The 24,163-nt window shown below is 66.2% G+C and carries 23 protein-coding genes; 11 read left to right on the forward strand and 12 right to left on the reverse strand.

The annotated features are described in order from the left end of the window. The first annotated feature begins 3 nt into the window (after positions 1-3). Positions 4-525: a DUF5813 family protein gene (locus MXA07_RS08445; RefSeq protein ID WP_247731600.1), complete on the forward strand. Its 522-nt coding sequence runs from the start codon at positions 4-6 to the stop codon at positions 523-525. A 56-nt stretch (positions 526-581) separates the two neighbouring features. Here MXA07_RS08445 and MXA07_RS08450 read toward each other — a convergent pair whose 3' ends face one another. Beyond that, a complete protein-coding gene (locus tag MXA07_RS08450; RefSeq protein ID WP_247731601.1) occupies positions 582-815 on the reverse strand; it encodes an Lrp/AsnC family transcriptional regulator in 234 nt (77 codons plus the stop codon). Continuing rightward, complete coding sequence (locus MXA07_RS08455) at positions 812-1,507, reverse strand: potassium channel family protein (protein ID WP_247731602.1); 696 nt, start codon at positions 1,505-1,507, stop codon at positions 812-814. Before MXA07_RS08455 ends, MXA07_RS08450 begins: the two co-directional genes overlap by 4 nt. Positions 1,508-1,624: 117 nt before the next feature. On the opposite strand from MXA07_RS08455, the gene MXA07_RS08460 reads away from it, so the two are divergent. Both MXA07_RS08460 and MXA07_RS18285 read left to right on the forward strand, forming a co-directional pair. After that, complete coding sequence (locus MXA07_RS08460) at positions 1,625-1,855, forward strand: Lrp/AsnC family transcriptional regulator (protein WP_247731603.1); 231 nt, start codon at positions 1,625-1,627, stop codon at positions 1,853-1,855. A 55-nt stretch (positions 1,856-1,910) separates the two neighbouring features. Then, on the forward strand, positions 1,911-2,960 hold the full coding sequence (locus MXA07_RS18285; RefSeq protein WP_425492204.1) for a CocE/NonD family hydrolase C-terminal non-catalytic domain-containing protein: 1,050 nt from the start codon (positions 1,911-1,913) through the stop codon (positions 2,958-2,960). Here MXA07_RS18285 and tmk read toward each other — a convergent pair. After that, the gene (gene tmk / locus MXA07_RS08465) at positions 2,875-3,465 is read right to left on the reverse strand and encodes a dTMP kinase (protein WP_247731604.1); all 591 of its coding nucleotides are present in this window, start codon (positions 3,463-3,465) and stop codon (positions 2,875-2,877) included. The genes MXA07_RS18285 and tmk overlap by 86 nt on opposite strands. Positions 3,466-3,631: 166 nt before the next feature. Between tmk and MXA07_RS08470 the strand changes: the two genes are divergently transcribed. The 4 genes from MXA07_RS08470 to cofG all read left to right on the forward strand — a co-directional run bounded on the left by MXA07_RS08470 (position 3,632) and on the right by cofG (position 8,042). Next, complete coding sequence (locus MXA07_RS08470; RefSeq protein ID WP_247731605.1) at positions 3,632-4,531, forward strand: complex I NDUFA9 subunit family protein; 900 nt, start codon at positions 3,632-3,634, stop codon at positions 4,529-4,531. A 271-nt stretch (positions 4,532-4,802) separates the two neighbouring features. After that, positions 4,803-5,987 (forward strand): tubulin/FtsZ family protein, encoded by a 1,185-nt coding sequence (locus tag MXA07_RS08475; RefSeq protein WP_247731606.1) that lies wholly within the window; start codon positions 4,803-4,805, stop codon positions 5,985-5,987. Positions 5,988-6,112: 125 nt separating this feature from the next. Continuing rightward, positions 6,113-6,763, forward strand: coding sequence for a 2-phospho-L-lactate guanylyltransferase (cofC, locus tag MXA07_RS08480; protein WP_247731607.1), 651 nt, complete (start codon positions 6,113-6,115; stop codon positions 6,761-6,763). A gap of 103 nt (positions 6,764-6,866) precedes the next feature. After that, positions 6,867-8,042: a 7,8-didemethyl-8-hydroxy-5-deazariboflavin synthase subunit CofG gene (gene cofG, locus MXA07_RS08485; protein ID WP_247731608.1), complete on the forward strand. Its 1,176-nt coding sequence runs from the start codon at positions 6,867-6,869 to the stop codon at positions 8,040-8,042. Between the two features lie 56 nt (positions 8,043-8,098). Here the strand turns inward: cofG and MXA07_RS08490 are convergent, their stop codons facing one another. Then, entirely contained in the window at positions 8,099-9,466 is a 1,368-nt protein-coding gene (locus MXA07_RS08490) for a M48 family metallopeptidase (RefSeq protein WP_247731609.1), read from the reverse strand. Between the two features lie 376 nt (positions 9,467-9,842). Between MXA07_RS08490 and katG the strand changes: the two genes are divergently transcribed. Then, the gene (gene katG / locus MXA07_RS08495) at positions 9,843-11,984 is read left to right on the forward strand and encodes a catalase/peroxidase HPI (RefSeq protein ID WP_247731610.1); all 2,142 of its coding nucleotides are present in this window, start codon (positions 9,843-9,845) and stop codon (positions 11,982-11,984) included. Between the two features lie 80 nt (positions 11,985-12,064). Here katG and MXA07_RS08500 read toward each other — a convergent pair whose 3' ends face one another. Further along, on the reverse strand, positions 12,065-12,349 hold the full coding sequence (locus MXA07_RS08500) for a DUF8028 family protein (RefSeq protein ID WP_484496860.1): 285 nt from the start codon (positions 12,347-12,349) through the stop codon (positions 12,065-12,067). A gap of 428 nt (positions 12,350-12,777) precedes the next feature. On the opposite strand from MXA07_RS08500, the gene MXA07_RS08505 reads away from it, so the two are divergent. Further along, positions 12,778-13,002: a DUF433 domain-containing protein gene (locus MXA07_RS08505; protein ID WP_247731612.1), complete on the forward strand. Its 225-nt coding sequence runs from the start codon at positions 12,778-12,780 to the stop codon at positions 13,000-13,002. Continuing rightward, the gene (locus MXA07_RS08510; RefSeq protein WP_247731613.1) at positions 12,999-13,322 is read left to right on the forward strand and encodes a DUF5615 family PIN-like protein; all 324 of its coding nucleotides are present in this window, start codon (positions 12,999-13,001) and stop codon (positions 13,320-13,322) included. The genes MXA07_RS08505 and MXA07_RS08510 overlap by 4 nt, the downstream gene beginning before the upstream one ends. Before the next feature lie 74 nt (positions 13,323-13,396). Here the strand turns inward: MXA07_RS08510 and twy1 are convergent, their stop codons facing one another. The 3 genes from twy1 to MXA07_RS08525 form a co-directional block, all read right to left on the reverse strand. After that, the gene (gene twy1, locus MXA07_RS08515) at positions 13,397-14,374 is read right to left on the reverse strand and encodes a 4-demethylwyosine synthase TYW1 (protein ID WP_247731614.1); all 978 of its coding nucleotides are present in this window, start codon (positions 14,372-14,374) and stop codon (positions 13,397-13,399) included. Positions 14,375-14,474: 100 nt separating this feature from the next. Further along, on the reverse strand, positions 14,475-14,954 hold the full coding sequence (locus MXA07_RS18240) for a hypothetical protein (protein WP_343217262.1): 480 nt from the start codon (positions 14,952-14,954) through the stop codon (positions 14,475-14,477). A 77-nt stretch (positions 14,955-15,031) separates the two neighbouring features. Next, complete coding sequence (locus MXA07_RS08525) at positions 15,032-15,709, reverse strand: HAD hydrolase family protein (RefSeq protein ID WP_247731615.1); 678 nt, start codon at positions 15,707-15,709, stop codon at positions 15,032-15,034. 327 nt (positions 15,710-16,036) lie between these two features. On the opposite strand from MXA07_RS08525, the gene MXA07_RS08530 reads away from it, so the two are divergent. Next, positions 16,037-18,181 carry a hypothetical protein gene (locus MXA07_RS08530; RefSeq protein ID WP_247731616.1) on the forward strand — a complete coding sequence of 715 codons (2,145 nt, stop codon included), beginning with the start codon at positions 16,037-16,039 and terminating at the stop codon, positions 18,179-18,181. Between the two features lie 107 nt (positions 18,182-18,288). On the opposite strand, the gene MXA07_RS08535 is transcribed toward MXA07_RS08530, so the two are convergent. The 4 genes from MXA07_RS08535 to MXA07_RS08550 all read right to left on the reverse strand — a co-directional run bounded on the left by MXA07_RS08535 (position 18,289) and on the right by MXA07_RS08550 (position 24,141). Then, entirely contained in the window at positions 18,289-18,426 is a 138-nt protein-coding gene (locus MXA07_RS08535; RefSeq protein WP_247731617.1) for a DUF7503 family protein, read from the reverse strand. Between the two features lie 151 nt (positions 18,427-18,577). Then, positions 18,578-19,519, reverse strand: coding sequence for a DUF368 domain-containing protein (locus MXA07_RS08540; protein ID WP_247731618.1), 942 nt, complete (start codon positions 19,517-19,519; stop codon positions 18,578-18,580). A 256-nt stretch (positions 19,520-19,775) separates the two neighbouring features. Next, entirely contained in the window at positions 19,776-22,658 is a 2,883-nt protein-coding gene (locus tag MXA07_RS08545) for an oligosaccharyl transferase, archaeosortase A system-associated (protein WP_247731619.1), read from the reverse strand. Positions 22,659-22,794: 136 nt separating this feature from the next. Beyond that, positions 22,795-24,141, reverse strand: coding sequence for a sulfatase-like hydrolase/transferase (locus tag MXA07_RS08550; protein WP_247731620.1), 1,347 nt, complete (start codon positions 24,139-24,141; stop codon positions 22,795-22,797). Positions 24,142-24,163 lie beyond the last annotated feature (22 nt).

Raw genomic sequence — 24,163 nt, forward strand, 5'->3', positions numbered from 1 at the left:
TCGATGACCGACGAGACCCTTCCCGACGACGTCGCGACGGCGCTGTCGGCTCACGACGCCTTCGAACCGGCCGCGGACGGCTACGCGCTCTCGACCACCGTCTTCGACGTGCGGGTGACGGCGACCGAGACGGCCGGCGATCGCGCCGGCGAGTTCACCGTCGAGGTCTCCCTCCCGACGCTTTCGGCCGCGGTCGTCGGCGAGGTCGCCGACGTGGTCGAAACGGACTGGGTGGAGACGTTCGAGCGCCGGATCGCGGACGCGTTTTCGGTCGCGAACGCGGGGACCCACGATGATCCCGCGGTGGAGCGGTCGGGGGATACCCTGTCGGTGAGGTTGACGTACGAGGCGTGGGACGCGACCGAGGGCGTCGAGGACGCCAAGGCGCTCGCGGAGTTCGTCGAGGGGACCTACGCCCAGGGCCTGATTCCCGGCTACGAGTACCGGGGTGCGGCGAACACGCTTCGAGCGAACGCGCACGAACGCGGCGGGACGGCCGCCGAGGAAGGGGGAACGCCACTTTGACCACCCACGGCTGATGCCGTTGGCGTTCCCCTCGTTTCGCTGGAACCGACCGGCCCTCACTCCATCGCGATGTAGGTTTTCGTCCCCTCGACGCCGTCGATCCCCTGGACCTCCGTCGCAGAAATCCGTTTGACGGCGGCCGGGTTCTCGACGCGCGTCTTCGCGATCAGGTCGACGTCGCCGGCGACGACGTGGACCGACTCGACGCCGTCGATCGACTCGATCGCCGCCTGCAAGCGTTCCGCCTCGCCCGTGTTCGCCTTCACCAGCACGTAGGCGATCACGCTCATCGCCGATCACCGCCGGCGGCGATCCGTTCGTTCTCCGAGGAGCCGACGACGAGCTGGCGCACGTCGTCGAGGACCGCGAAATCGGCCAGGACGACGAGCCGGTCCTCGGCTTCGAGCGCCTCGTCGGGGTCCGGAATCTCGAACGACGCCCCCGCTTTCGCCAGCGCGAGGACGGTCGCGTCCGCCGGGAGCTGGAGTTCGCTGACCGTGTAGCCGGCCATCGGCGATTCGGTCGTGATGGTGAGCTCGACGATCTGGAGGTGCTGGGCGACGTCCGCGATGGCGCGGATGGTCCCGCCGAGGAGGGCGTTCTTCGCCCCGATCGCGCCGAGGCGTTCGGGGTAGACCACCTCGTCGACCGCCGCGGCGTACTTGCGGTAGATCTCCTCGCGGTAGTCGTCGTCGATCCGCATGACGGTTCGACAGCCGTGGTGGGCGCCGATCATGCAGGCGGCGAAGTTCACGTTCAGGTCGCCGGTGAGCGCACCCAGCGCGTCCGCCTCGGCGACGCCCGCTCGTTCGAGGGTTTCCTCGCGCGACCCGTCGCCCGCGACGACGTCGAAGCCGGCGGACTCGGCCCGACGTCGCGTCGATTCGTCCGGTTCGATCAGGGTCACCGCGTGGCCCTCCTCGCGAAGGACGCGCGCGGTTCGCAACCCGACGCGTCCGGATCCCACGATAACAAACCGCATGGGTCGAGGTACGCTGTCGCCAGTTAATAACGTTACCCCGCTCCCCGCAACGACGCCTCGTCCCGTCGTGACGAGCGGGGGAACACTTTAGTCGTGCCATCGTGTACCACACCCGCGATGGTCCACGCCTACGTCATGGTGCAGACGGCCGCCGGAAAATCGGAGGAGCTCCTTTCGGCGATCGAGTCGATCCCTCCGGTCGAGGAAGCCCACATCGTCGCCGGGGACTACGACATCATCGCCGAAGTCGATGCGGGTGCGGTCTACGACGTCCTCGAGGCCGTCTCGTCTGACATTCAGTCGCACGATGGCGTGACCGATACCAGAACCTACATCGCGATGGTGTGACTCACTCAACGGCGTGAATTACCGCGTTCCCGAACCGGGAGCCACGGCTGAAGCGATGAACCGGGCACGCATCCCGCCCGAACGGGAGTTCCTGTCCGGAAGTAGACCTGGGCTGGAAGCGTTTCCGACCCGGAAGTGGACCTCGTCGTTGTATCCGGCGCATACCGGGGGAGAGACCCGTGACGCTCGCGACTCGCATCCTCTCGGGCGTACTCGACTTGCCGCAGGCGGAAACGCGAGACGTTCGCGCCGAACCCGTTTCGATTCTGGTCACGGATGGCGCCGCCCTGGAGGCGACCCACTACGCTCTCCGTCCGGGGTGCCGACGAGTGGCGACGGTTCGAGGAGTGGCCACCGTCCGGCGTCGACGGACGCCGGTGGTACTTCCAGCCGGGTCGCGGCCTCTCGCCCGACCCGCCCTCGACGGCGTATCGCGACGAGTTCGCGTACGATCCTCGGTATCCGACCCGAACGTCGCGGGGCCGATCACGGGCACTTCGGCCGGCCGGGCGGAGCAGTCCGCGCTCGAGTCCCGGCCCGACGTTCTGACGTGCACCTCGGCCCGCTCGACGAGGCGCTCGAACTGATCGGCCCCATCTCGGCCGATCTCGTCGTCGACCCGGTCTCGCCACACGCGGACGTCTACGTCTGCCTCTGCGAGGTCGACGCCGACGGTGGCTCCCGCAACGTCTGCGAGACTTCGTCACTCCGTCCCGACGAGACGGCGAACACCGGCCGTCCGCGCCGGGTGACCGTCGAGTGCTGGCCGACCGCGTTCCGGGTCGACCCGGGCAGCCGACTCCGCGTCCAGGTCGCCGGCGGCGCCTTCCCCCGCTGGTCGCGAAACCCGGGGACCGGCGCACCGATCGGCGAGGCGACGACGCTCAGGACGGTCGAGCACGCGGTTCGCGGCGGGCCGGACGAACGGTCGGGGATCCGGCTTCCGGCGTTCGAGCCGGGTCCGCAGCCCGCGTTCGACGGCGCTCAGAGACCGACCGCCCCTTCGACGGATGCCGTGCTCAATCACGGGCGCTCAGCGCGTCGTCGACGATCCGGATGGCGGCCTCGATCACGTCCTCGGGCGGCTGCGTGGCGTCGATTCTGACGAATCGTTCGGGTTCGGCCTCGAGCAGTCGCTCGTAGTTCTCGCGGACGGCGGCCAGCATCGCCGCGCGTTCGAACTTGTTCGTCGCACCGGCCCGCTCGGCGCCGGTCTCCGGATCGACGTCGAAGTAGAGCGTGAGGTCCGGCTCGACGGTGAACGCGGCGTGGATCCCCCGCACGTACTCGAGAGGCCTGACGACTTCGCCGTCGAGCGTCGCACCCTGGTAGGCGTAGCGCGAGTCGGCGTAGCGGTCCGAGATCACCAGATCGCCGCGTTCGAGGGCGGGTTCGACGACCCGCGAGAGGTGGTCGGCGTGGTCCGCCGTGTAGAGAAAGCACTCTGCGAGGGGATCGGCGTCGTCGTCGGCGATCGAGCGCTCGACCGCCTCGCCGTACCACGAGTCGGTCGGTTCCCGGGTGAACGTCGCGTCGGGATACTCGGCCTGCAGCGCCTCCCAGACCGTGGTCTTGCCGCTGCCGTCGATCCCTTCCAGCGTGAGCAGCATGTGCCCGACGAGGGTCGGCGCCTACAAGGATGTACCGAGTTCGGCTGCGTCGCAGTCGCTTCGAGAGCGGACGGTCCATCCCGCAGGCACCGCCGAACGCGCCCGAGCGCCGCGGCGAGACCCGTCCGTGCCAACGTATTTCAGTTCGTTCGCCGAATCGATCCGCATGGATGTCCTCGTCGCCGGCGGAACCGGATTCATCGGGACGGCACTGTGCGAAACGCTCGCGGAGCGCGGTCACGACGTGACGGCCCTCGCGCGCGATCCCGATCCGGCGGCCCTTCCGTCGGGCGTCGACGCCGTCTCCGGAGACGTCACGGATTCGGATTCGATCGACCGGGCGGTCGCCGGGCGGGATGCCGTCGCGAACCTCGTCGCCCTGTCGCCGCTGTTTCAGACGCCGAACGGGGTGACCCACGAGTCGGTCCACCTCGGCGGCACGAAGCATCTCGTCGCAGCCGCATCGTCGGCGGACGTGGACCGATTCCTGCAGCTGAGCGGTCTCGGTGCCGATCCGGACGCGCCGACCCGACACCTTCGGGCGAAGGGGCGGGCCGAACGCGTCGTCCGCGAGAGCGACCTGCCGTCCGTGATCGTCAGGCCGTCGGTGGTCTTCGGGGATGGGAGCGAATTTCTCTCGTTCATCGAGCTGACCACGACCCCGTACGTGACCGCGCTGCCGGGGGGCGGATCGACTCGATTCCAGCCGATCTGGATCGGCGATCTGGCGCCGATGCTCGCCGACGCCCTCGAAGATCCCGACCACGCCGACGGAACGTACGAACTGGGCGGCCCCGAGCGGCTCACGCTGGCCGACGTCACCCGGCTGTACTACGAGACCCGGGGCAAATCGGTCCGGATCGTCCCCGTCCCCATGACGCTATCCAGACTCGGACTCACCCTCGCCGGACCGATCCCCTTCGTCCCGTTCGGCCGCGAGCAGGCGCTCGGCCTGACCGTCGACAACACGGTCGACGCCAACGACGTGCCGGCCTTCGGCCGCTCGGACGGCGACCTTCGAACGCTCCGGCAGTACCTCGAGGCCTCGATCGACGGACCCGACTGACTTACGAGCCTGCTCTGGTCATTACATCGATCCTTCTATCACGATCTCGGTACAGCCCCCTATTTCAAGCCGCCATTGTATCGCCCAAACCTATTTCAACCATCGTCATCCGGGCGGATTAATCCCGACATCTGGCCCAAAATTTAACATCTTAACCCGACTCCGTCCTGCGATTTACCAGAACTAGACAACGAACGTGAAAGTCATACAGACACAAAGTTTATATTCTTCTTTCCACTGGTCTCTATTCAACGGAGCCCCCAGAATACAAATGAAGCTGGCGATGATCGGATTCGGACAGGCGGGAGGGAAGATCGTCGATCGATTCCTCGATTACGACGATCGAACGAACAGCGGCATCGTTCGTGCGGCGATCGCCGTCAACACGGCGAAAGCCGACCTCATGGGCCTGCAGCGGATCCCACAGGAAAACCGTGTACTGATCGGTCAGGCACGCGTGAAAGGACACGGAGTCGGAGCGGACAACGAGCTCGGCGCGGAAGTCGCCGAGGAGGACATCGACGAGATCCAGAACGCCGTGGACTCGATCCCGACCCACGAGGTCGACGCGTTCCTGATCATCGCCGGCATGGGCGGTGGCACCGGGTCCGGCGGCGCCCCCGTCCTCGCGAAACACCTCAAGCGAATCTACACGATCCCCGTCTACGGGATGGGAATCCTCCCCGGGACGGACGAGGGCGGGATCTACACGCTCAACGCGGCGCGATCCTTCCAGACGTTCGTCCGCGAGGTGGACAACCTGCTCGTCTTCGACAACGACTCCTGGCGGAGCGCCGGCGAGTCCGTCGAGGGTGGCTACGACCAGATCAACGAGGAGATCGTCCGGCGATTCGGCGTCCTCTTCGGCGCCGGCGAGGTCCAGGCCGGCCAGGAGGTCGCGGAGAGCGTCGTCGACTCCTCGGAGATCATCAACACCCTCTCCGGGGGCGGCGTCTCCACCGTGGGCTACGCCTCGGAAGAGGTCGACCTCACGTCGTCTTCTGGCGGCCTCCTTTCGCGGTTTACCGGCGGTAGTTCGACCGGCGGGACCGACCTCGACGCGGCCAACACGACCAACCGGATCACGAGCCTGGTCCGCAAGGCCGCGCTCGGTCGCCTGACGCTGCCCTGCGAGATCGACGGCGCCGAGCGCGCACTGTTGGTCCTCTCCGGTCCCTCGGACCACCTCAACCGCAAGGGGATCGAGCGCGGTCGCAAGTGGCTCGAGGAGGAGACCGGCAGCATGGAGGTCCGCGGCGGCGACTACCCGCGTCGCGTCCCCGAGGTCTCCGCGTCGATCCTGCTCTCGGGCGTGACGAACGTCCCCCGGATCAAGCGCCTCCAGCAGGTCGCCATCGAGGCCCAGGACAACATGGAGGACATCCAGCAGGAGAGCGAGGAGAATCTCGAAGAACTCGTCGAGGACGACGCGGACGACCTCGAACCGCTGTTCTGAATCCGACCGAATTCGGCGGGCTCGGGCCAGATTCAATCGAGACGAAGACTGCACGCGCATCGACTCGTGCGTTCTCCGGGCGCCGGTGACGACGCGCTTTTGGGCCGGCGCCGACGAGTTCGACCATGGAGGTGCTCATCCCGTTCGCCGCCGACGCCCCGAAGAGTCGGCTTTCGCCCGTTCTCTCGCCGGACGAGCGGCGGGCGTTCGCCCGGGCGATGCTCGCCGACGTGCTCGGAGCGATCGAGGCGAGCGGTCGCGACCCGCGCGTCCTCGCGACGGCCCCGATCGACGTCGACGCGACGGTGACCGTCGACGAGCGTCCGCTGAGCGAGGCGGTCAACGCCCGACTCGACGAGCATTTCGGCTCACCTGCGCCGCGCCGCTCCGTGAGCGCCGACCCGCTGGCGGTCGTCATGGCCGACCTGGCGCTCGCGACGCCCTCGTCGCTCGACCGGCTGTTCGACGCGTCGGCCGACGTCGCGCTGGCGCCCGGTCGTGGCGGGGGGACGAACGCGTTTCTGACGCGCCACCCCGACTTCCGGGTCGACTATCACGGGACGTCCTACCTCGACCACCGTCGAATCGCGAGCGAAATCGACGCGTCGGTCGCCGTCGTCGACTCGGTTCGCCTCTCGACGGACGTCGACGAGCCGGCCGACCTCGTCGAGGTGCTCTGTCACGGCGACGGGCGGGCCAGGGACTACCTCGACGACGCCGGGTTCGAGCTCGAGACGACCGACGGCCGGGTGACGGTCTCCCGGCCCGGTCGGTGATCCGGTTAGCAGGACATCCGGGGGCGGGCTCCCAGCTCTCGGGATGGGACAGCTCCGGCCGGAACGATACCACTTAACTGACCGGCCGACGACCTCCCGAGCGATGAGCTCCGGGGCGGCCCGCCACGACGCCGACGTCCGCGTCGACTCCGACGAGATCGACGAGCTGTGTGCGGTGATGCCGGAAGACGTCTCGACGCCGGCCGAACTCACGTTCGCCCGGAACGTCTTCGTGCCGCTGACGACGGCGTGTCGCTACACCTGCACCTACTGCACGTACTTCGACCCGCCTGGCGAGGCGTCGCTGCTCTCGCTCTCGGAGGTGCGCGATATCTGTCGGCGCGGCGCCGACGCCGGCTGCACGGAGGCCCTGTTCACTTTCGGGGACGACCCCGACGATCGATACACCGAAATTCACGCCCAGCTCGCCGAGTGGGGCTACGATTCCATCCACGAGTACCTCCGGGCGGCCTGCGAGGTCGCGCTGGAGGAGGGACTGCTCCCCCACTCGAATCCGGGCGACCAGACGCGCGAGCAGATGGAGACCGTCGCGGACCTCAACGCCAGCATGGGCGTGATGCTGGAGACGACGGCCGACGTCGACGCCCACGCCGGTCCGCGGCGGAAGGAGCCCGGCCAACGACTCGCGACCATCCGGACGGCGGGCGAACTCGCCGTGCCCTTCACCACCGGGATCCTCGTCGGCATCGGCGAGGACTGGCGCGACCGCGCGGAGAGCCTGCTCGCCATCCGCGACCTGCACGAGCGATACGGCCACATCCAGGAGGTGATCGTCCAGCCCGTTCGCGACAACGAGCGCTGGCGCGGCGGGACGCCGGACCTCGCGACGATGCGCCGCGCGACGGCGATGGCCCGGGCTGCCCTGCCCGAGGAGATTTCCGTCCAGGCGCCGCCGAACCTGGCGCCGATCCGCGACCTCGTCGACTGCGGCGTCGACGACCTCGGGGGCGTCTCGCCGGTGACCGACGACCACGTCAACCCGGACTACGCCTGGCCCGCGTTGCGGGAACTCGAGGCCATCGCGGAAGACGTCGGACTCCCCCTGCGCGAGCGATTGGCGGTGTACGAGCGGTTTTTGCCGGCGGAACTCGCGTCTGCTACCGCCGACCGGCCGGTCGCCGCCGACGCTTCGGCTGATATTCCAGGCATCCGGGCGAAATCGAACTCGACGGGCGAGTGGATTTCGCCTCGAATCTCCGACGCGATCGCCGCGGACGATGAGGCGGGCCGGCGATTCAGAACGGTCCTCACCTCGTGACCGGCCGGCCCCAGTCGCGGAGGTTTTCGTGCGGGTCGCGCCGTCTGTCCGTGGGATCAGGCCTCGGATCCGCTCGCCGTCGCCCCTGCACCATCCCTTCCCTCGCCAGAACTGTCCTCGCCGGCACTCCCCCCGCCAGCACCGCTTTCACCTGCCTCGCCGAGCCCACGGATGTAGCGAATTCGCTCGGGGATCGGCGGGTGGTCGTAGTGGAACGTGGCGTACAGGGGGTGCGGAAACGGGTTCGAGAGGTTCTCGCCGGTGAGGCGAGTGAGCGCCTCGACGAGCGGCGCGCCGTCGCCCATCACGCTCGTCGCGAAGGCGTCGGCCTCGCGCTCGTGAGCCAGCGAGAGGCGGTTCTCGAGCGGGCTCGTCAACTCGAGCAGGGGTCCGAGCCAGAGGGCGCCCACGGCGAGGCCGACGTACGGCGTCGCGGGCAGGTCGAACATCGCGTAGAGCCACGTCGTCTCCAGCAGGGCCCAGAGGACGCCGAGGGCGACGCCGATCCGGACGAGGCTGGCGCCGAATTGCTTCCAGATGTGGTTTTGCTTCCAGTGGGCGAGTTCGTGCGCGAGGACGCTCTCGAGTTCGGGCAGATCCATCTGCTCGACGAGGGTGTCGAAGAGCACCACGCGCTTCGTTCGGCCGAAGCCGACGAAGTAGGCGTTCGAGTGGCCCGATCGGCGGCTGGCGTCCATCACGTAGACGTCGTCGCAGGTGAAGCCGGCGCGGTCGAAGACCCGCTCGACGGCCTCGCGCAGCTCGCCCGCCTCGACGGGCTCGAAGTCGTTGAACAACGGCGCGATCACCCGCGGGTAGACGACCAGCATGGCGAGCGAGAAGGCCGCGAAGATCGCGAGCGCGGCGAGGGGCCACAGGGTCGGCAGGGCGTCGACCGCGACGAGGACGGCCGCGGCGAGACTGGCGACGAGCGCGACGGTGACGCAGAACCCGATCACCAGATCGCGGACGAACAGGCCGAGGGTCTGGTTGTTGAAGTCGAAGCGCTCCTCGACGACGAACGTGTCGTAGAGGTCGAACGGCACCGACAGGGCCCGCATCCCCACCATCACGGCGACGAAGAACCCCGTTCCGGTGACAACGGGGCCGTAGCCCAGCGTCTCGAACCACTCGACGATCGAGGCGATGAGTCCCGAATAGAGGGCGAGCAGGACGACCGCGAGGACAGCCCACGACCGGACCTGCCCGAGGGTCGTCTTCGCCCGGTGGTACGCGCTGACGCGCGACGGGTCCTCGAGATCGAAGGTCGACTCGACCCACTCGCGCTCGCGATCGAGCGTGCGGCGGCCGTGGCGGACGTTCACCCAGGCGAGCCAGCTGAAAAACACCGACGAGCCGACGACGAGCGCGAGGAAGACGGCGTGTGCGATCGGGTACTCGCCCATCGGCACGGGTTCGATCATGGGGGAGGATTGGTGGCGACGCGAGTAACGGTTTCGCAATCGTGTCGGTCTCCCGTGTGTCCGGACGTACCCGCTGGAGGCTCCCTGTACTCACGAGATGCATGCTGGGCTTGTCCGAACGTCCTGGCGACGCCGAGCGGAGTGACACGGGTGTCGATTCGAGACGCCCGTTGTCGAACCGATGGGTCTCCTGTAACCCGCCGGGCGGGTCGACTGAGGCGGCCGAGCCGCGACCGAGGTCGCCCGTCGCGAATCGATCCGGGTAGGCGGGCCACTTCTACCAAATTCGCCTTTCACGAATATTTATTCTCTCTGGACGAAGACTTCCTTTCTGAATTAGACACTCTTAATAGGGAAACGTAGCAAGGATACTTCGATGCCCGAATCTTACCGCGACTGGTGGCCGAACCAGTTGAAGCTGGACGTCCTCGATCAGAACGCGAGCGACGTCGACCCGATGGGTGAGGAGTTCGACTACGCCGAGGCGTTCGAGTCGCTCGACTACGACGCCGTGAAGGCGGACATCAAGGACCTGATGACGGACTCGCAGGAGTGGTGGCCGGCCGATTACGGCCACTACGGGCCGCTGTTCATCCGGATGGCCTGGCACAGCGCCGGCACCTACCGGACGAGCGACGGCCGCGGCGGCGCGGCCGGCGGTCGACAGCGCCTCGCTCCCCTCAACAGCTGGCCGGACAACGCCAACCTCGACAAGGCCCGACGACTCCTCTGGCCGATCAAACAGAAGTACGGGCGCAAGCTCTCGTGGGGCGATCTGATGGTTCTGGCAGGTAACTGTGCCCTCGAGTCGATGGGCTTCGAGACGTACGGCTTCGCCGGCGGGCGCGAGGACGAGTACGAACCCGACGAGGCCGTCGACTGGGGGCCCGAGGACGAGTGGGAAGCCTCGGAGCGATTCGACGAGAACGGCGAACTGCACCATCCCCTCGGCGCCACCGTGATGGGGCTCATCTACGTCAACCCCGAGGGGCCGGACGGCGAGCCGAACCCCGAAGCCTCGGCGGAGCGCATTCGTGAGTCGTTCGGTCGGATGGCGATGAACGACGAGGAGACGGCGGCGCTCATCGCCGGCGGCCACACGTTCGGGAAGGTCCACGGCGCGGACGATCCGGACGAACACGTCGGTCCGGAGCCCGAGGGGGCCCCGATCGAAGAGCAGGGCCTCGGCTGGAAGAGCGAGTACGGCTCCGGGAAGGGCGGCGACACGATCACCAGCGGCATCGAGGGCGCGTGGAACGCCTGGCCGACCATGTGGGACACCTCCTACATCGACAACCTGCTCGACTACGAGTGGGAGCCGGTCGAGGGGCCCGGCGGCGCGTGGCAGTGGACGCCGGTGGACGACGAGCCGAAGAACACCGTCCCCGCCGCCCACGACCCCTCGAAGAAGGAAGATCCGATGATGCTGACGACCGACGTCGCCCTCAAGAAGGATCCCGATTACCGGGAGATCCTCGAGCGCTTCCAGGACAACCCCGACGAGTTCCAGGAGACCTTCGCGAAGGCGTGGTACAAACTGATCCACCGCGACATGGGCCCGCCGGAGCGTTTCCTCGGCCCAGAGGTCCCCGACGAGGAACTGCTCTGGCAGGACCCGCTCCCCGACGTCGATCACGATCTGATCGGCGACGCGGAGATCGAGGAACTCAAAGCGCGCGTTCTGGACTCCGAGCTGTCGGTTTCGCAGCTGGTCAAGACCGCCTGGGCGGCGGCCTCGACCTACCGCGACAGCGACAAGCGCGGCGGGGCCAACGGCGCGCGGATCCGCCTCGAACCCCAGCGCAGCTGGGAGGTCAACGAACCGGCCGAACTCGAGACGGTCCTCTCGGCGCTCGAGGCAATCCAGGCCGACTTCAACGACTCGCGATCGGACGACGTGCGGGTCTCGCTGGCCGACCTGATCGTCCTCGGCGGGAACGCGGCCGTCGAGCAGGCCGCGAGCGAGGCCGGCTACGACGTGACGGTTCCGTTCGAACCGGGCCGCACGGACGCCACGCAGGACCAGACCGACGTGGAGTCCTTCGAGGCGCTGAAGCCGGCGGCGGACGGCTTCCGGAACTACATGACCGACGAGACCAGGCTCACCGCCGAGGAAGCGCTGGTCGACAAGGCGGACCTGCTCGACCTGACGGCCGACGAGATGACGGTCCTCGTCGGCGGCATGCGCGTCCTCGACGCCAACTACCAGGGCTCGGAGTACGGCGTCTTCACCGACGAGCCGGAGACGCTGACCAACGACTTCTTCGAGACCGTACTCTCGATGGACTACGAGTGGGAGCCGGTCTCGGAGGACCGCGAGGTCTTCGAGCTTCGCGACCGCGAGACAGGCGAGGTCGAGTGGACGGGGTCGCGCGTGGACCTCGTTTTCGGCTCTAACTCCCGGCTTCGCGCTCTCTCGGAGGTCTACGGTGCCGACGACGGCGAGGAGACGTTCGTCGCGGACTTCGTCGACGCGTGGCACTCCGTGATGGCGGCCGATCGGTTCGATCTGGAGTAAGCCTCGCAGCTACCGCGTTCGTCGGTGTTCGGTTTCGTTTTCTCGGCTGCGTCGTTCGCGGGTGGGCAATTCCGCCGCGATCAGGATCGTGACGGCGACACGGGTTGCGATCGGGGCGTGTGTTCGTGGCCCACGATCAGGCAGAGGGCGTGGATCGGAACGATTGCGAGAACCAGCACCGTCGGCACGAGATCGACCAGTGCGGGTACGTACGCCAGCGGGAGGGCGACGGCGGCCCAGAACGCGATCGCGCGGAGGGCGGTCCAAACGAGTCGGGGGAGTCGATGCATGGTGGCGGGGTGATCGGATTCGCGGACGGCGTCGAACCGTCCGCATTCATACTTTCGTCGATGCCATATTATCACTCACGCAGACTCAAATCGCGATTGTAGCTTGGGCGCTCGGGCGAAGCGAGGTCGGATTGTCGCCGGCAGCGTCTGCGACGCGTTGGTCCGACGGGTGTGACCGTCACTCCGCCGCGACCGGATCGCGCTTCCAGAACTCGCTCCCTTTGTTCAGTTTCGCACCCAGGCGTCGCTCGCGGGCGAGCATCGCAACAAATCCCCCGACGGCGGATCACGTTCTCGAGCACCTGGTTCCCCGCGATTGCGGAGAGTGATACCGGGGGACGGTCATCTCGACGACTGACGGACGACCGACTGGCGGACCGGGTCGGGATCAATCTGCGAAGAGCGAGGGCCGTTTTATCCTGGTTGCTTTCCAGCGACTTGCGTCCCTCGCTCGGTACATTCCAACCGCGACTTTAAATGTGATACCGACCATATCATCGTCCATGAGCATCGTTCAGGATCCTGCCCACAGTGATGGTGCACCCACTATCGAGGGGACGGGCATTCGGGTGAAGGATATCGCAGGTGCCTACGAACATAGCGGATACGAACCGGACGAAATAACGCAACTCTATCCCGATCTTTCGCTGGGCGACGTCCATCGAGCGCTCGCTTATTACTACGATCATATCGACGAGTTCCGATCTGCGGAGTCCGCCGTCGCATGAGGCCGCTGTACTGTGACGAGGGAATATGGATTCCCGTCGCCGACGGGCTCAGGAGGCGCGAATGGACCGTCCACACCGTTCGTGGGGAAGGAACGTTAGGCGACCCGGATCGAGACCAGCTCTCCTACGCGCGACGGAACGATTGGATACTCGTCACCTTCGACGATGACTTCCTCTCCCTGGTCGAAACGAACGAACTCGAACACGCGGGCATCATCTACGTCCAGCAGGCGGGGCGCGACATCGGAGGCGTCGTCAAAACGATCGACGCGCTTCTCGAGACCCTCTCGTCAGACGACCGCGGAATCCATTACTGTTGAGGTCTCGCCGTTACCGCACCAGTTGCAACAACCGACGAGCCTAGACCGTCCCTAGATCCCGACGGGTGTGACCGTCACTCCGCCGCGACCGGATCGCGCTCCCAGAACTCGCTCCCTTTGTTCAGTTTCGGCACCCAGGTGTCGTCTTCGCGGGCGAGCAGCGCCACGCGGGAGGCGGGCACTTCCTTCAGAACCGGGTGATCGGGCATGTGCTCGCCGATGGCCTCGGCGAAGGCGACGACGTCCTCGTGGTCGGGCATGGTCGAGCGATCCAGGCGACCTTGCGAGTGGCCGACGTGCATGTAGGCTTTGAGTTCGACGAAGTCGGGGTCGGCCCGCCGGAAGAGGCCGGCGTACCAGTCGGGGCTGTGCATGTTCTCGCCCTGGAGGAGCGTGGTTCGCAGGACGGTGCGGGTCTCGTCCTTCGCAGCCAGCACGTCGAGCGTCTCGAGCAGGGTCTCCCAGGCGTCGTCCTCCATCGCGCGGACGACCTGGTCGAAGGTGTGCCGTTCAGGTGCGTCGACGCTGACGTACAGCTGGGTCGGATCGCAGTCGGCGAGCACGCCGGGACGGGTGCCGTTCGAGACGAGGAACGTGGTGATGTCCCGATCGTGGAAGGCGTCGATTAGTTCCGGCAGGTAGGGATAGAGGCTCGGTTCGCCGTCCAGCGAGATGGCGACGTGACGCGGTTCCATGGCCTCGTCGAAGACCTCGCGAGGGACCTCGTCGTTGCCGCCGAAACCGGAGAGCAGCTTGCGCTGCAGCTCCAGCGAGGCGTCGACGACGGCCTCAGGGTCGTCCCACTCGACGTCGTCGAGTTCGTAGGCGTGGCCCTGGTGGTCGCGCCAGCAGAAGACGCAGCGCTCGTTACACCGGACCACGGGCGTCATCTGGATGCAGCGGTGTGACTCGATGCCGTAGAAGATGTTCTTGTAGCACTTGCCCTCGCCGCGGAGGGCGTTGGCCGTCCAGCCGCACGTCTGGGCGGCCGTGTGGTTGACGCTGTGGTAGTCCGGGTCGGAGACCTGCTTCGGCCCGTCCGCGTCGCTCATAACCTGGCGTTCGGGACTGGGGCTCAAAAGGGTCGTGGTCCGGGTGTCGACTCCCTCGACGGCGACCGCCAGCGACGGAGTCGCGATCGAAATCCGTCCGTCACTCACCGTCCGTGACGGACGATTCGCCGTTCGAGGTCGACGACTCGCCAGTCGTGGCCGACGGATTGCCGTTCGAGGCCGTCGACTCGTCGCTCGAGGTTGGTGCGTGCGGCAGCGTTCCGGGCTCGGTCGGGGCCGGATCCCGAGTGGCGAGTTCGCGTTCGAAGCCGTAGAGGACCAGCCCGGTATTCGACGTCATGATGACGCCGGTCATCGGAACCGGCGCGAAGAGGTACAGGTACAGCCCGAGGGCGACGGCGCCGCTGGCCAGGATCGGCCACAGCCGCGCCCGGGGGACGTCGTTCGCGCTGGCGTCGCGGCGCACCCACGCGAAGACGACGACCGTGGCGACGAGCCCGATGGCCCCGACCGCGATCTCCGTGGGGTCGGCCGAGAGGACGCTGGCGACCGCCGACCCCGTCGACTCCGCGCCGAAATATGCGGACGGCCCGACGCCCTCGACATGGACGGGAGACATACGCTGGAGATTGCCCGTGGAGGAGGAAAGCCCTCTCGATCCGGAGTTTCGCACGTTTCCGCCGACAGCGACGTTCGTCAGTCCCGCAATCGCTCGAGAATCGAGAGCGTGCCGTCGGCGTGCTCGCCGTCGACGACTTCGTCGGCCGCGGCTTTGGCGGCCGCGTCGGCGTTTCGCACGGCGAAACTCCGGTCGACGCGCTCGAACGTCGAGACGTCGTTCTCGGAGTCGCCGATCGCGACCGCCGCCTCGAGGTCGAGTGTCAGTTCGTCGGCGTGCGCTTCGAGCGACGCGCCTTTGGAGATGTGTGGACCGATCACGTGATAGGCGTAGCCGGTGTCGACGACGCGAAGCCCGGCTGCGCGGGCGATCGCTTCCAGGGGTTCGCGGGGCTGGTCGCGACTGACCGCGACCTCTGTTTCGCGCCACTGGTTGATCGTATCGAGACCGTCCCAGCCGAGGTCGTAGCCGGCGCGTTCGTACTCGCGCGCGACGGCGGCGGGGCCCTCGCGGTCCCCCGCGACGACGAACCGGTCGTCGGTGACCACGACGCCGCCGTTCTCCGCGACGGCGCGTTCCGGAATCGCCAGGAAGTGACAGAGCGCGACCGGATACGGCGCGGCTTTTCCCGTCGCCAGCACGATCGGTGCCTCCCAGCCGCGCAACGGAGCGAACACCCGCGCGTCGAGGCCGGGACCGGCCGGTCTGGTGAGCGTGCCGTCGATGTCGAGGACCAGCGGCGGTACCTGCGTCACACCGGACGATTCGCGGGCGGACGCAAAAACGTGCCGTCCCGGGTCCTGTCGTCCCCCCGCACCACGCTCGCAACGGGTACGATCCGTTCGGGCATCTCGCGCACCACCCGCGGACTGGATGGCGGGTATCCACCGGCCACCGACGATGCTCGCTCGGCGGGGTTGCTGATAGGGTTCTATCCTGAAACCGGTCCGATCTCGATTGCCGCACCGCCGTCGACGACCCCCGTGCAACGACGCCTTCACGGTAATTCCCATCACTAATTGTTTAAGCTGAGAATCAGTTGGTTTTTTGCTGTTGGGACGGTATGAACGCCACACCGACGAATGGCCATCGAAATAACCGAAATGAGCGACCCCCCAGGGCTGAAGCTGTTCGATTCGAACGAACAGCGCCAGCTTTCGATCAGGACGGACCGCCCCGCCTCTCCCGATACGAGCGTCTCGGATCGGTTCTGCTTTCCCGTCGATTCGACCTGTCGCATCGATGCCGAGACGCTCATCTTCGACCAGAAGTACCTCGTAAATATTCACGACGTGTCGGGCCGTGCCGACGTGCGGCTCGAGGCCGGCGATACCTACGAGCTCGATTCGTCCACGCAGTTCGTCGGGATGGACGGTCCGATGAAGCTGTACTGTCGCATCGCCGACGAAGGGACGATCACGATGGGGATGAACTCCATCAAGATCACGTTCGATCGGCCGGTCTCGATCGAGTTCGGCGCCCGCTCGTTGCACGAACGGCCCGCGGGGACCATTACGACGCCCGATGATCCGCGATCGGTGATGGATGCGATCACCGCACTGGGATCCGCCCTGAAGACGGATACCGCCGAACGATCCTGGCCGACGCTTCGGGGCCATCCCCCGCTGATCGAACTCGGCGAGGAGTTTTCGGTCGACACCACGAACACGCCGCCCGAGACCGGCGTCACGATCGAGACGCCGCCGACCTACGAGGATCTCTTTACGATCGCTCCGCTCTCGTTCTACCTGGGTGCGGATCTCGTTCCCGGTCCGGAGCCGGCGGTTCACACGGACTCGGAACGGTACGAACTGGGCCGCGAGGTGCCGCTCGAAGACGACGTCGGCGAGACGCTCAAACAGCTGTTCTTTCTCGATTGTCTGGTCAGAACCGAAGGCGTCTACCAGTACGACCTCCACGAACGGGAGACGCTCGAATCGACCCTCCCGCGATCGCCGTCGACCCTCTACGGCATGCCCCTGCCGAAACAGCTGGAGTACTACCTCGAGGTGGACTACGAGACCGTTCGGCCCCACCTCCCGCGCTGGCCGCTCACCGCCTACGTTCCGCCCCGATCGTCGAGTGCGGAACTCCTCCCGTTCGTCGTCAACGAACTCGGGATCGTCAGGCAACCCGAGGGCACCACCGAGACGATTCGAACGGACGTCGACACCGCGGCGCCCGCGCGAGCGTCCGCCGCCGGCCCGCTGGTGCGCTCCGCGAGCCAGCATCGCAACCCCTCCCCATCGGAGGGGGCGGAGTCGCTCTCGGTCGTCGAACCGGCGGTGACCGACAGCTCGATCGAACACGCGTGGTTCGGCGATTCGATCCCGCGCGGCGCGTCGAAAGCCACCGTGGAGGGCTATCGCAACCAGCTCGACAGGGGGTCGCGAACCCAATCGATCGAGATCCTGCTCGTCTGTAACGACTCGCGGATGCTGGACGAGCACGACGTCCTCGACGAAACGTACGGCTCGCGTGAGATCCTGCCGTTCGAGGTCGACTCGGCGTTCGGCGTCGCGAGCGACGACCTCGCGGAGCTGCTCGAGACCGGCGGCTACGACTTCCTCCACTACATCGGACACGCCACGGCCGACGGACTGCGCTGTCCCGACGGTGAGCTCGACGTCCGATCGCTCTCGTCGGTCGACCTCGGCGTGTTCTTCCTGAACGCCTGTCAGTCCTACGAGCAGGGACTCGCGCTGGCTCGAAACGGTGCGTTCGGCGGCGTCGCCACGCTGGGAGACGTCATCAACGAGCACGCCGTCGAGTCCGGCGCGGCGCTGGCCAGGCTGCTCAACCTCGGTTTCCCGCTCCGGGTCGCCCTCGAAGTCGTCGCCGACCAAACGGTTCTGGGCGATCAGTACCTCATCGTCGGCGACGGATCGGTCGACATCGCCCAGACCGACGGCGGCGCGCCGACGCTCGTCGAAGTCGACCGAGCCACCGGAGACGAGCACGAGGTCCGGTTCAACCTCTATCCCGCCAAGGAGTTTCGTATCGGCTCTGTCACGTCGCCGAACATCGAATCTGTTCGAAAACTCTTCCTGCTTCCGATCCAGGACATTCGGGCGGCGGTCGCCTCGGACGAACTGCGCAATTACTTCAGCTGGACGGAGATGCCGGTCATCTACGACGGGGCCCTCCAGTGGAATACCGATATCGGGCCACCTGCGTTCTTCGACGAAATCTGCCCGTCAAACGGGACCGGTTCCGACGGCGACTGATGCTCCGATTCGAATGGGGAGCGATAGTCGAACCGACCGGCTGTTCTCCTATCGCTCGTGTCGTGGTATCACCGACGACGAACAGTGGGATGACTCGGACGGACCGATCAGGGACCGACGCCGACGTCGGCTGCGGAGGCGGCGACCGATCCAGCCTGACTCAGCAGCACCATCGCGGCGAACAGGATTCCGAGCAGTCGTGGGTGTGCTTCGACGGCGTCCGTGAGGGATTCGGTTGCTGACATTGCAACCGGAACCATGTTTCCAATGGTAATAACAGTATCTTAAGAATTCAGACGATTAAAACATGTATGTTAATGACTTGCACTGTCGCGGATCGACGAACGTCGCCGGATCGGCCAACACCAGTGCTGCCCCGCCAATCGGCGCTGGCAGTCACGTCGGACTGGTGAGCGCCCGCCCGTCGACGGCGAATCGATTTGCGGCCAAGACGAGGCTGGCGCCGAGAATGGCGGCGGCGATCGCGATGCTCGGCGACTCGGTCGTCGAGCGGCCGAGATTCCCGTCAATACGTTCGATCGGCAGTCGCAGCGCACCGACCATCAGACTCACCAGAAACGTCATCGTCACCTCCCGATTTCGATCCAGCGCTCGTCGGACGAGGTGGGCCATCGAAAACAGTCCCGCGACCGCACCAGTGAGGAAGACGGAAACGACGAGCAACGGATCGATCGCCTCGCCGGCCGACGCGCCCCCCAGCACGGCGGTGACCGCGTCGATCGCCTCGCTGAGCGTTCCGGTCATGTACTCGTACTGGCCGAGCACGAGCAAGAGGAAGGATCCCGAGACGCCGGGGAGGATCATCGCACAGACGGCGATCGCACCCGCGACGAAGACGATCGGGAGCGCGTGTGAGACCTCGCCCGCGGTCACGCCCGTAATCGACACTGCCAGAACGACGCCGACCACTGCGACGACGATGCGAGCGGGCGTGGTCACGTCCACCTCTCCGTAGAGGACGACGGCACTGGCGGCGATGAGCCCCGTGAAGAACCCGTAGGTCGGGACGGGATACGTCGTCGTCAGGAAGTGCATGGTACTCGCGAGCAACAGGACCGCCGAGGCGACGCCCAGCCCGAGCGCTCCGAGAAACGGAACGTCCATCTCGCGCAGGTCCGCGAGGAGGTCGGCCCGCCCGTCCGCGGAACCGAGGCGATCGATGTCGGCGAGGATCGACGGGTCGAGCGCCGTTATCGCCCGTATCAATCGATCGTAGATTCCGACGATGAGCGCGATCGTCCCCCCGGACACCCCCGGAACGACGTCCGCCGACCCCATCGCGAACCCCTTCAGATAGACCGTCAGCGCCTCGCGCATTGGTGGCGTTACTGCCGGCCGACGCAAAAGCATTCGCTTCGCTCCCAGTTCGCGTCGCGGGACCTGTTCGCTCGGATGCTCGCTCCGAGCGCCCGCGGCCGCGACGATATCTGCGGCCGACGGCGAGCGCGTCTCCGCAGGTGATATCGCCGGACAGCAGGTATTCTGAGCCGACGCCGATGGAAGCGGCTACAGCGGGGCAACTGCATCCCGGCGTACTCGAACGGGAGCGAAATCCGCAACCCGTAGATGGTGCCTATTGCGGTGGGACGCGGACGTCCGGACCGCTTATACGCTCGCTCGTGGCGTCGCTTTCGTTATCCGATCCGCTCTCGGTATCGCCTTCGCCGTCGGTCGCGTTGCCGTCAGTCACGTTTTCGTCCGATTCGTCGCCCGGGTTCGTCTCGAACAGATCGTCGTAGGACGTAAACTCGAACCCGTCGACGGCGATCGACTCGCCGTCGTAGACGGCCCCTTCGGAGACGTTCGCGGACGCCTGGTGGATGCCGTCATCGCCCTGGACCACGACCGAATAGTTGCCGTTGGCGGTGACGGAGCTGTCCGTGTAGCCCTCGTCCGGGCCGCGGACGTTGTCCGTCGCGTACGGGACCGTCACCTCGAAGCTCCCGTCGTCACCGAGCTCGGCGTTCTGGGTGTACGTGAACGTCCGGCCGGGCGCCGTCTCCAGTTCGAGCGAGACCCGGATCGACGAGGCGTTCGTCGCGTTTTCGACCTGGCCGGTCATCGTCGCCCCCTCGACGCGTTCGAACGTTTTGAGCGACGACTCCACGTGGGGCTCGTAGAAATTCGTCCGCGTGAGGTTGCCGTTCTTACGTTCACGCTCGTAGAGCATCGACGTGTTCTCCACCATCGGCCCCCACGAATCGGCGTTCAGGATTGCGTTGCTGAACGGGAGTGGTCGGGTTTGCGTTACCTGCCCGCCGACGAGCGCCCACTCGTCCGCCTCGTGGACCAGGCGGTAGTGTTCCATCCCGCTGGCGTCGTCGAGGTAGAGCCGCGCCAGCTGAGTGTCGTAGTACGCGTCGCTGAACGCCGGGAGCGTTTGCGATTCGTTCTGCACGCCGAGGTTGATATCCTTCTGCGTCCCGTAGATCGCCCGGTTCGGACCGGTCCACCGAGCGATGGCCGGGAACTTCTCGCCGGCCATCTTGTGATCGATCATCACGTACGGAACGTCGTTGTCGACGTCCTCCGGCGCGTCGACTGTCACGTTGCCGGAAGCGTCGAGGCGCGGCTCCATCCCGGCGCTGATCGCGTCCAGAACCTCGTTCGCGGCGTCCTCGGACGGCGCCTGGAGGAACGCCGAGGCGCTGCGAGCGTGTTGCTGGAACGGGTTCGCGTGGGGAATCCGTTCGCCCTGACTCGTGATGAAGTGGCCGTAGTCCCACCACGACATGACGCCGTAGGCGCCGCCGGGGTAATCGTAGTCACCGTCGGCGGGCCGCTCGTAGGTGCCATAGTAGTCGAGTTCACTTTCGTTCCCGGCGCCGTAGAGGTTTCCAGGCTCGGGCGTGTTCTCCTGCAGGAACTCGTTGCCCTCGGCCCACGTATCCGATTCGCCGCCCGGCTGCACCGCATCTGCGATATCCGGTGCGGTGTAGCTCGCGATTCCGGGCGCGAAGGGGACGAAGAGGACGGTGAGGACGAGCAGAATCGTCAGCACCTGATACCCCTTGACGTCGCGCACTCGATCGCTCGGGTTGAGGTCGATCAGCCCGACGACCTGGGCGATCGTATAGCCCGAGAGGATCGAGACTGGGAGTACGAAGTAGTACCAGAAGCGCGACTGGGAGGCGGCCATGCCGAGCAGGAACAGCCCCCAGACGATCACGAGCGTGTGTTCGGCGCGGAACCGATCGCCGACGAACGGCCGCGCGATCAGCAGGACGAGCCCGAGAATGAACAGGTACAGCCCCATACCGAACGATCGCGCGGCCCGACGGACGATATCGTCCGGCGGTTGGACTTCCTGGACGGTCAACGCGGTATCGGTCGACCGAATCGGGAGCAACCGTGTCGTCACGTTGGTCATCACCGTATTGTAGAGATCGGGGAGTGCGATCCAGAGGACGACGAGTCCGGCCGCCACGAGGCCGAGGATGGCGGCCGGGTAGTAGACGCGTTCGAGCTCGCGTGTTTCCCACTGTCGGGCCAACCAGGCCATGAAGAGACAGCCGAGCGCGACGAGTACCGCGAGTGCGGGTTGAATGAGGCTGTATTGGGTGACCTCGGTGAGCGAGTAGACGTCCGTTTTGAGGAGGGAGAAGAGGGCCGTGACGGCCATACTGACGACGCCGACGAACGCGACGTGGTCAGGCGAGACGCCGCGGACGAAATCGAGGGCGAGCTGGACGGCGAAGAAGATGCCGAGGATACCGATGAGCACGATCCCGGCCGGCCAGACCCAGAGATACAGTGTAATGGCGACGCCGGCGAGGACCGAGTACTTCGTCGGCGTCCGAAGGAGGGACCAGTCCCGGCTGGTGACGAGTTCCCAGATGGGTTTGTCTCGCTCCGCGCTCCGGAGCGCGACGACGAGCGCGTAGATCGCCACGGCCATGAGCAGCGCTTCCGCCACGTGGTGGTCGAAGTTGCCGGCGAGGGACCGTCTGGTGAACTCACCCGGCGATAACGCGAGGATGATGACCGCGACGAGCCCGGCGAAGCGGTTGTCGCCGCTCACTCGCTTCGCGATCAGGTACACCGGGATCGCCGTCAGCGTCGCGAGGATGGGGCCCGCGATCAACGCCGCGAGGTAGATGTCGGACTGGGTCGGGCTTCCGAGGCCGATGAGCATCGCGAGGAGCGCGACGAACTGGTCGAACAGCGTGTTGAACTGATCGACGTTGTTCCCGTCCGGGAACCCGGTGTACACTTCGTACGGCATCACCCACGGAAAGTTCTGGACCGTCCAGTCGGTCGCTCGCCAGTGGTACCACGAGTCGATCCCCGTGAAGGCGAGGCGGTCTCTCCCCCGGAACGACCCGAGGTTCTTCAGGCGCACCCACAGCATGAACACCATCAGGACGCCGACCAGCGCGAGGTGGCCGTAGCGCTCCGCGTATGCAACGACATCGTCGGCCTGGAGGGCTCGAGCGTCTGCAGTCTCGCTACTCATTGGTCTATCGATTCGGTATCGGATCAATAAGCCTTCTCATACGGAAGCGGTGAACGACCGGGCGTTCCGCTCGAATCGCATCGTAGCAGATAGTAACGGATCACGTACGGTTTTCGGCGGATGACTTTCGTCGGTACTATCGATACCCCAGTTGTGCGAGCCGATCTTCGACCACCTCCGGAACTTCAGTTTGGTTTTCGCCCCCGTCCGGCCAGGGTGGCAGCGACTCGCGCATCGATTCGAGACGGTCTTCGGAGACGTCGATCGGCTCGTCGGTGTTCGAATCGAGGACCACCTCGACGTCGTTCCCTCGAGAGGCGACGAGTTTGGCCCCGCCGTCGTAGACGGCCTTTTTCTCGTATCCGCTGAGACTTCCTTCGACGAGTAATCGTCGCTCGGCCGGCGCGTCTCCACGAAGCGAGACCCCCGACATGTGCGGGCCGGTGACACCGACGCTGTCGAGAATCGTCGGGGCGACGTCGACGAGGGAAACTGGCGCGTCGACCTCCCACTGGCGGTTCGTCAGCAGTGGAACACGTGCGAGCTCGTCGTACGGCGCACCGCCGTGATCCACGCAACCGGTACCGTCGAAGTGCGTAACGTCGAAATCGACGTGCTCCCAAAGCGCTTCTCCGTGATCGGCGGTGACGAGGAGCGCGTAGTCCTCGTCGATCGTTTCGTCCAGTCGCGCGACGTAGCGTTCTATCGCGTCGTCGACGTAGTCGATCGCTGCTCGATAGAGGCGCCGACGGTGTTCGCGATAGCGACGGCAGTCGTCCGCACACTCGGTTTCGGTACCGTACCGCCAGTTTTCGATCGCCTCGATCGAGCGATCGACCTCGTGTGACTCCCAGTAGGCGGTCGGCGGATCGACCGGGACGTGTGGGTCAGCGAGGTGTACGAGCGAGAACGTACGCTCTCGACCGGCGAGCCAGTTTACGTGATCCGAGAGGACGTCGTCCGCGTTCGCGGTGATCGAGTGATACAGCTCGTGCGTTTCGAATCTGCCGGACAACGCCACGAACGGCGTGTCGTGGCCGAATCCGCCGTACGTTTCGTAGCCAGCACCGGCCAGGGTCTCGGTCAGGGTGGTTCGGTCCTCGGCCATTCGAGGCGGGAGCGAAAGCCCTGACGAGTCGTCGGGTTCGTCGGACTGTTTCATCGCGCCGTGTTCGTGCGGATAGACGCCGGTGACGAACGAGGACATCGCCGGAAACGTCCAGGTGCTCGGTGTAATCGCATCCGTGCCGTTCAGCGAGGCGAGGAACGGCGTCAGCTGCGCGTCGACGTGATCCGCACGGAGGGCGTCGACGACCAGACAAACGATGTGGGCGGGTGCGTCCGGATCTCGCTCCGCCGGTGGAAGCTCCTTTTGGGCGAATGCGCGATCGGCGGCGCGCGTCTGCTGCCAGTCGTAGGGGATCGCGAGAACTCGTTTCACTGACGGCGGCAGTCGCTCGATCAGCGTCCGCTTGACGTTCATTGTCACAGCATTCCCTCGGTCC

Origin of the sequence: Halovivax limisalsi, from assembly GCF_023093535.1 — an archaeon.
GTDB classification, from domain to species: domain Archaea; phylum Halobacteriota; class Halobacteria; order Halobacteriales; family Natrialbaceae; genus Halovivax; species Halovivax limisalsi.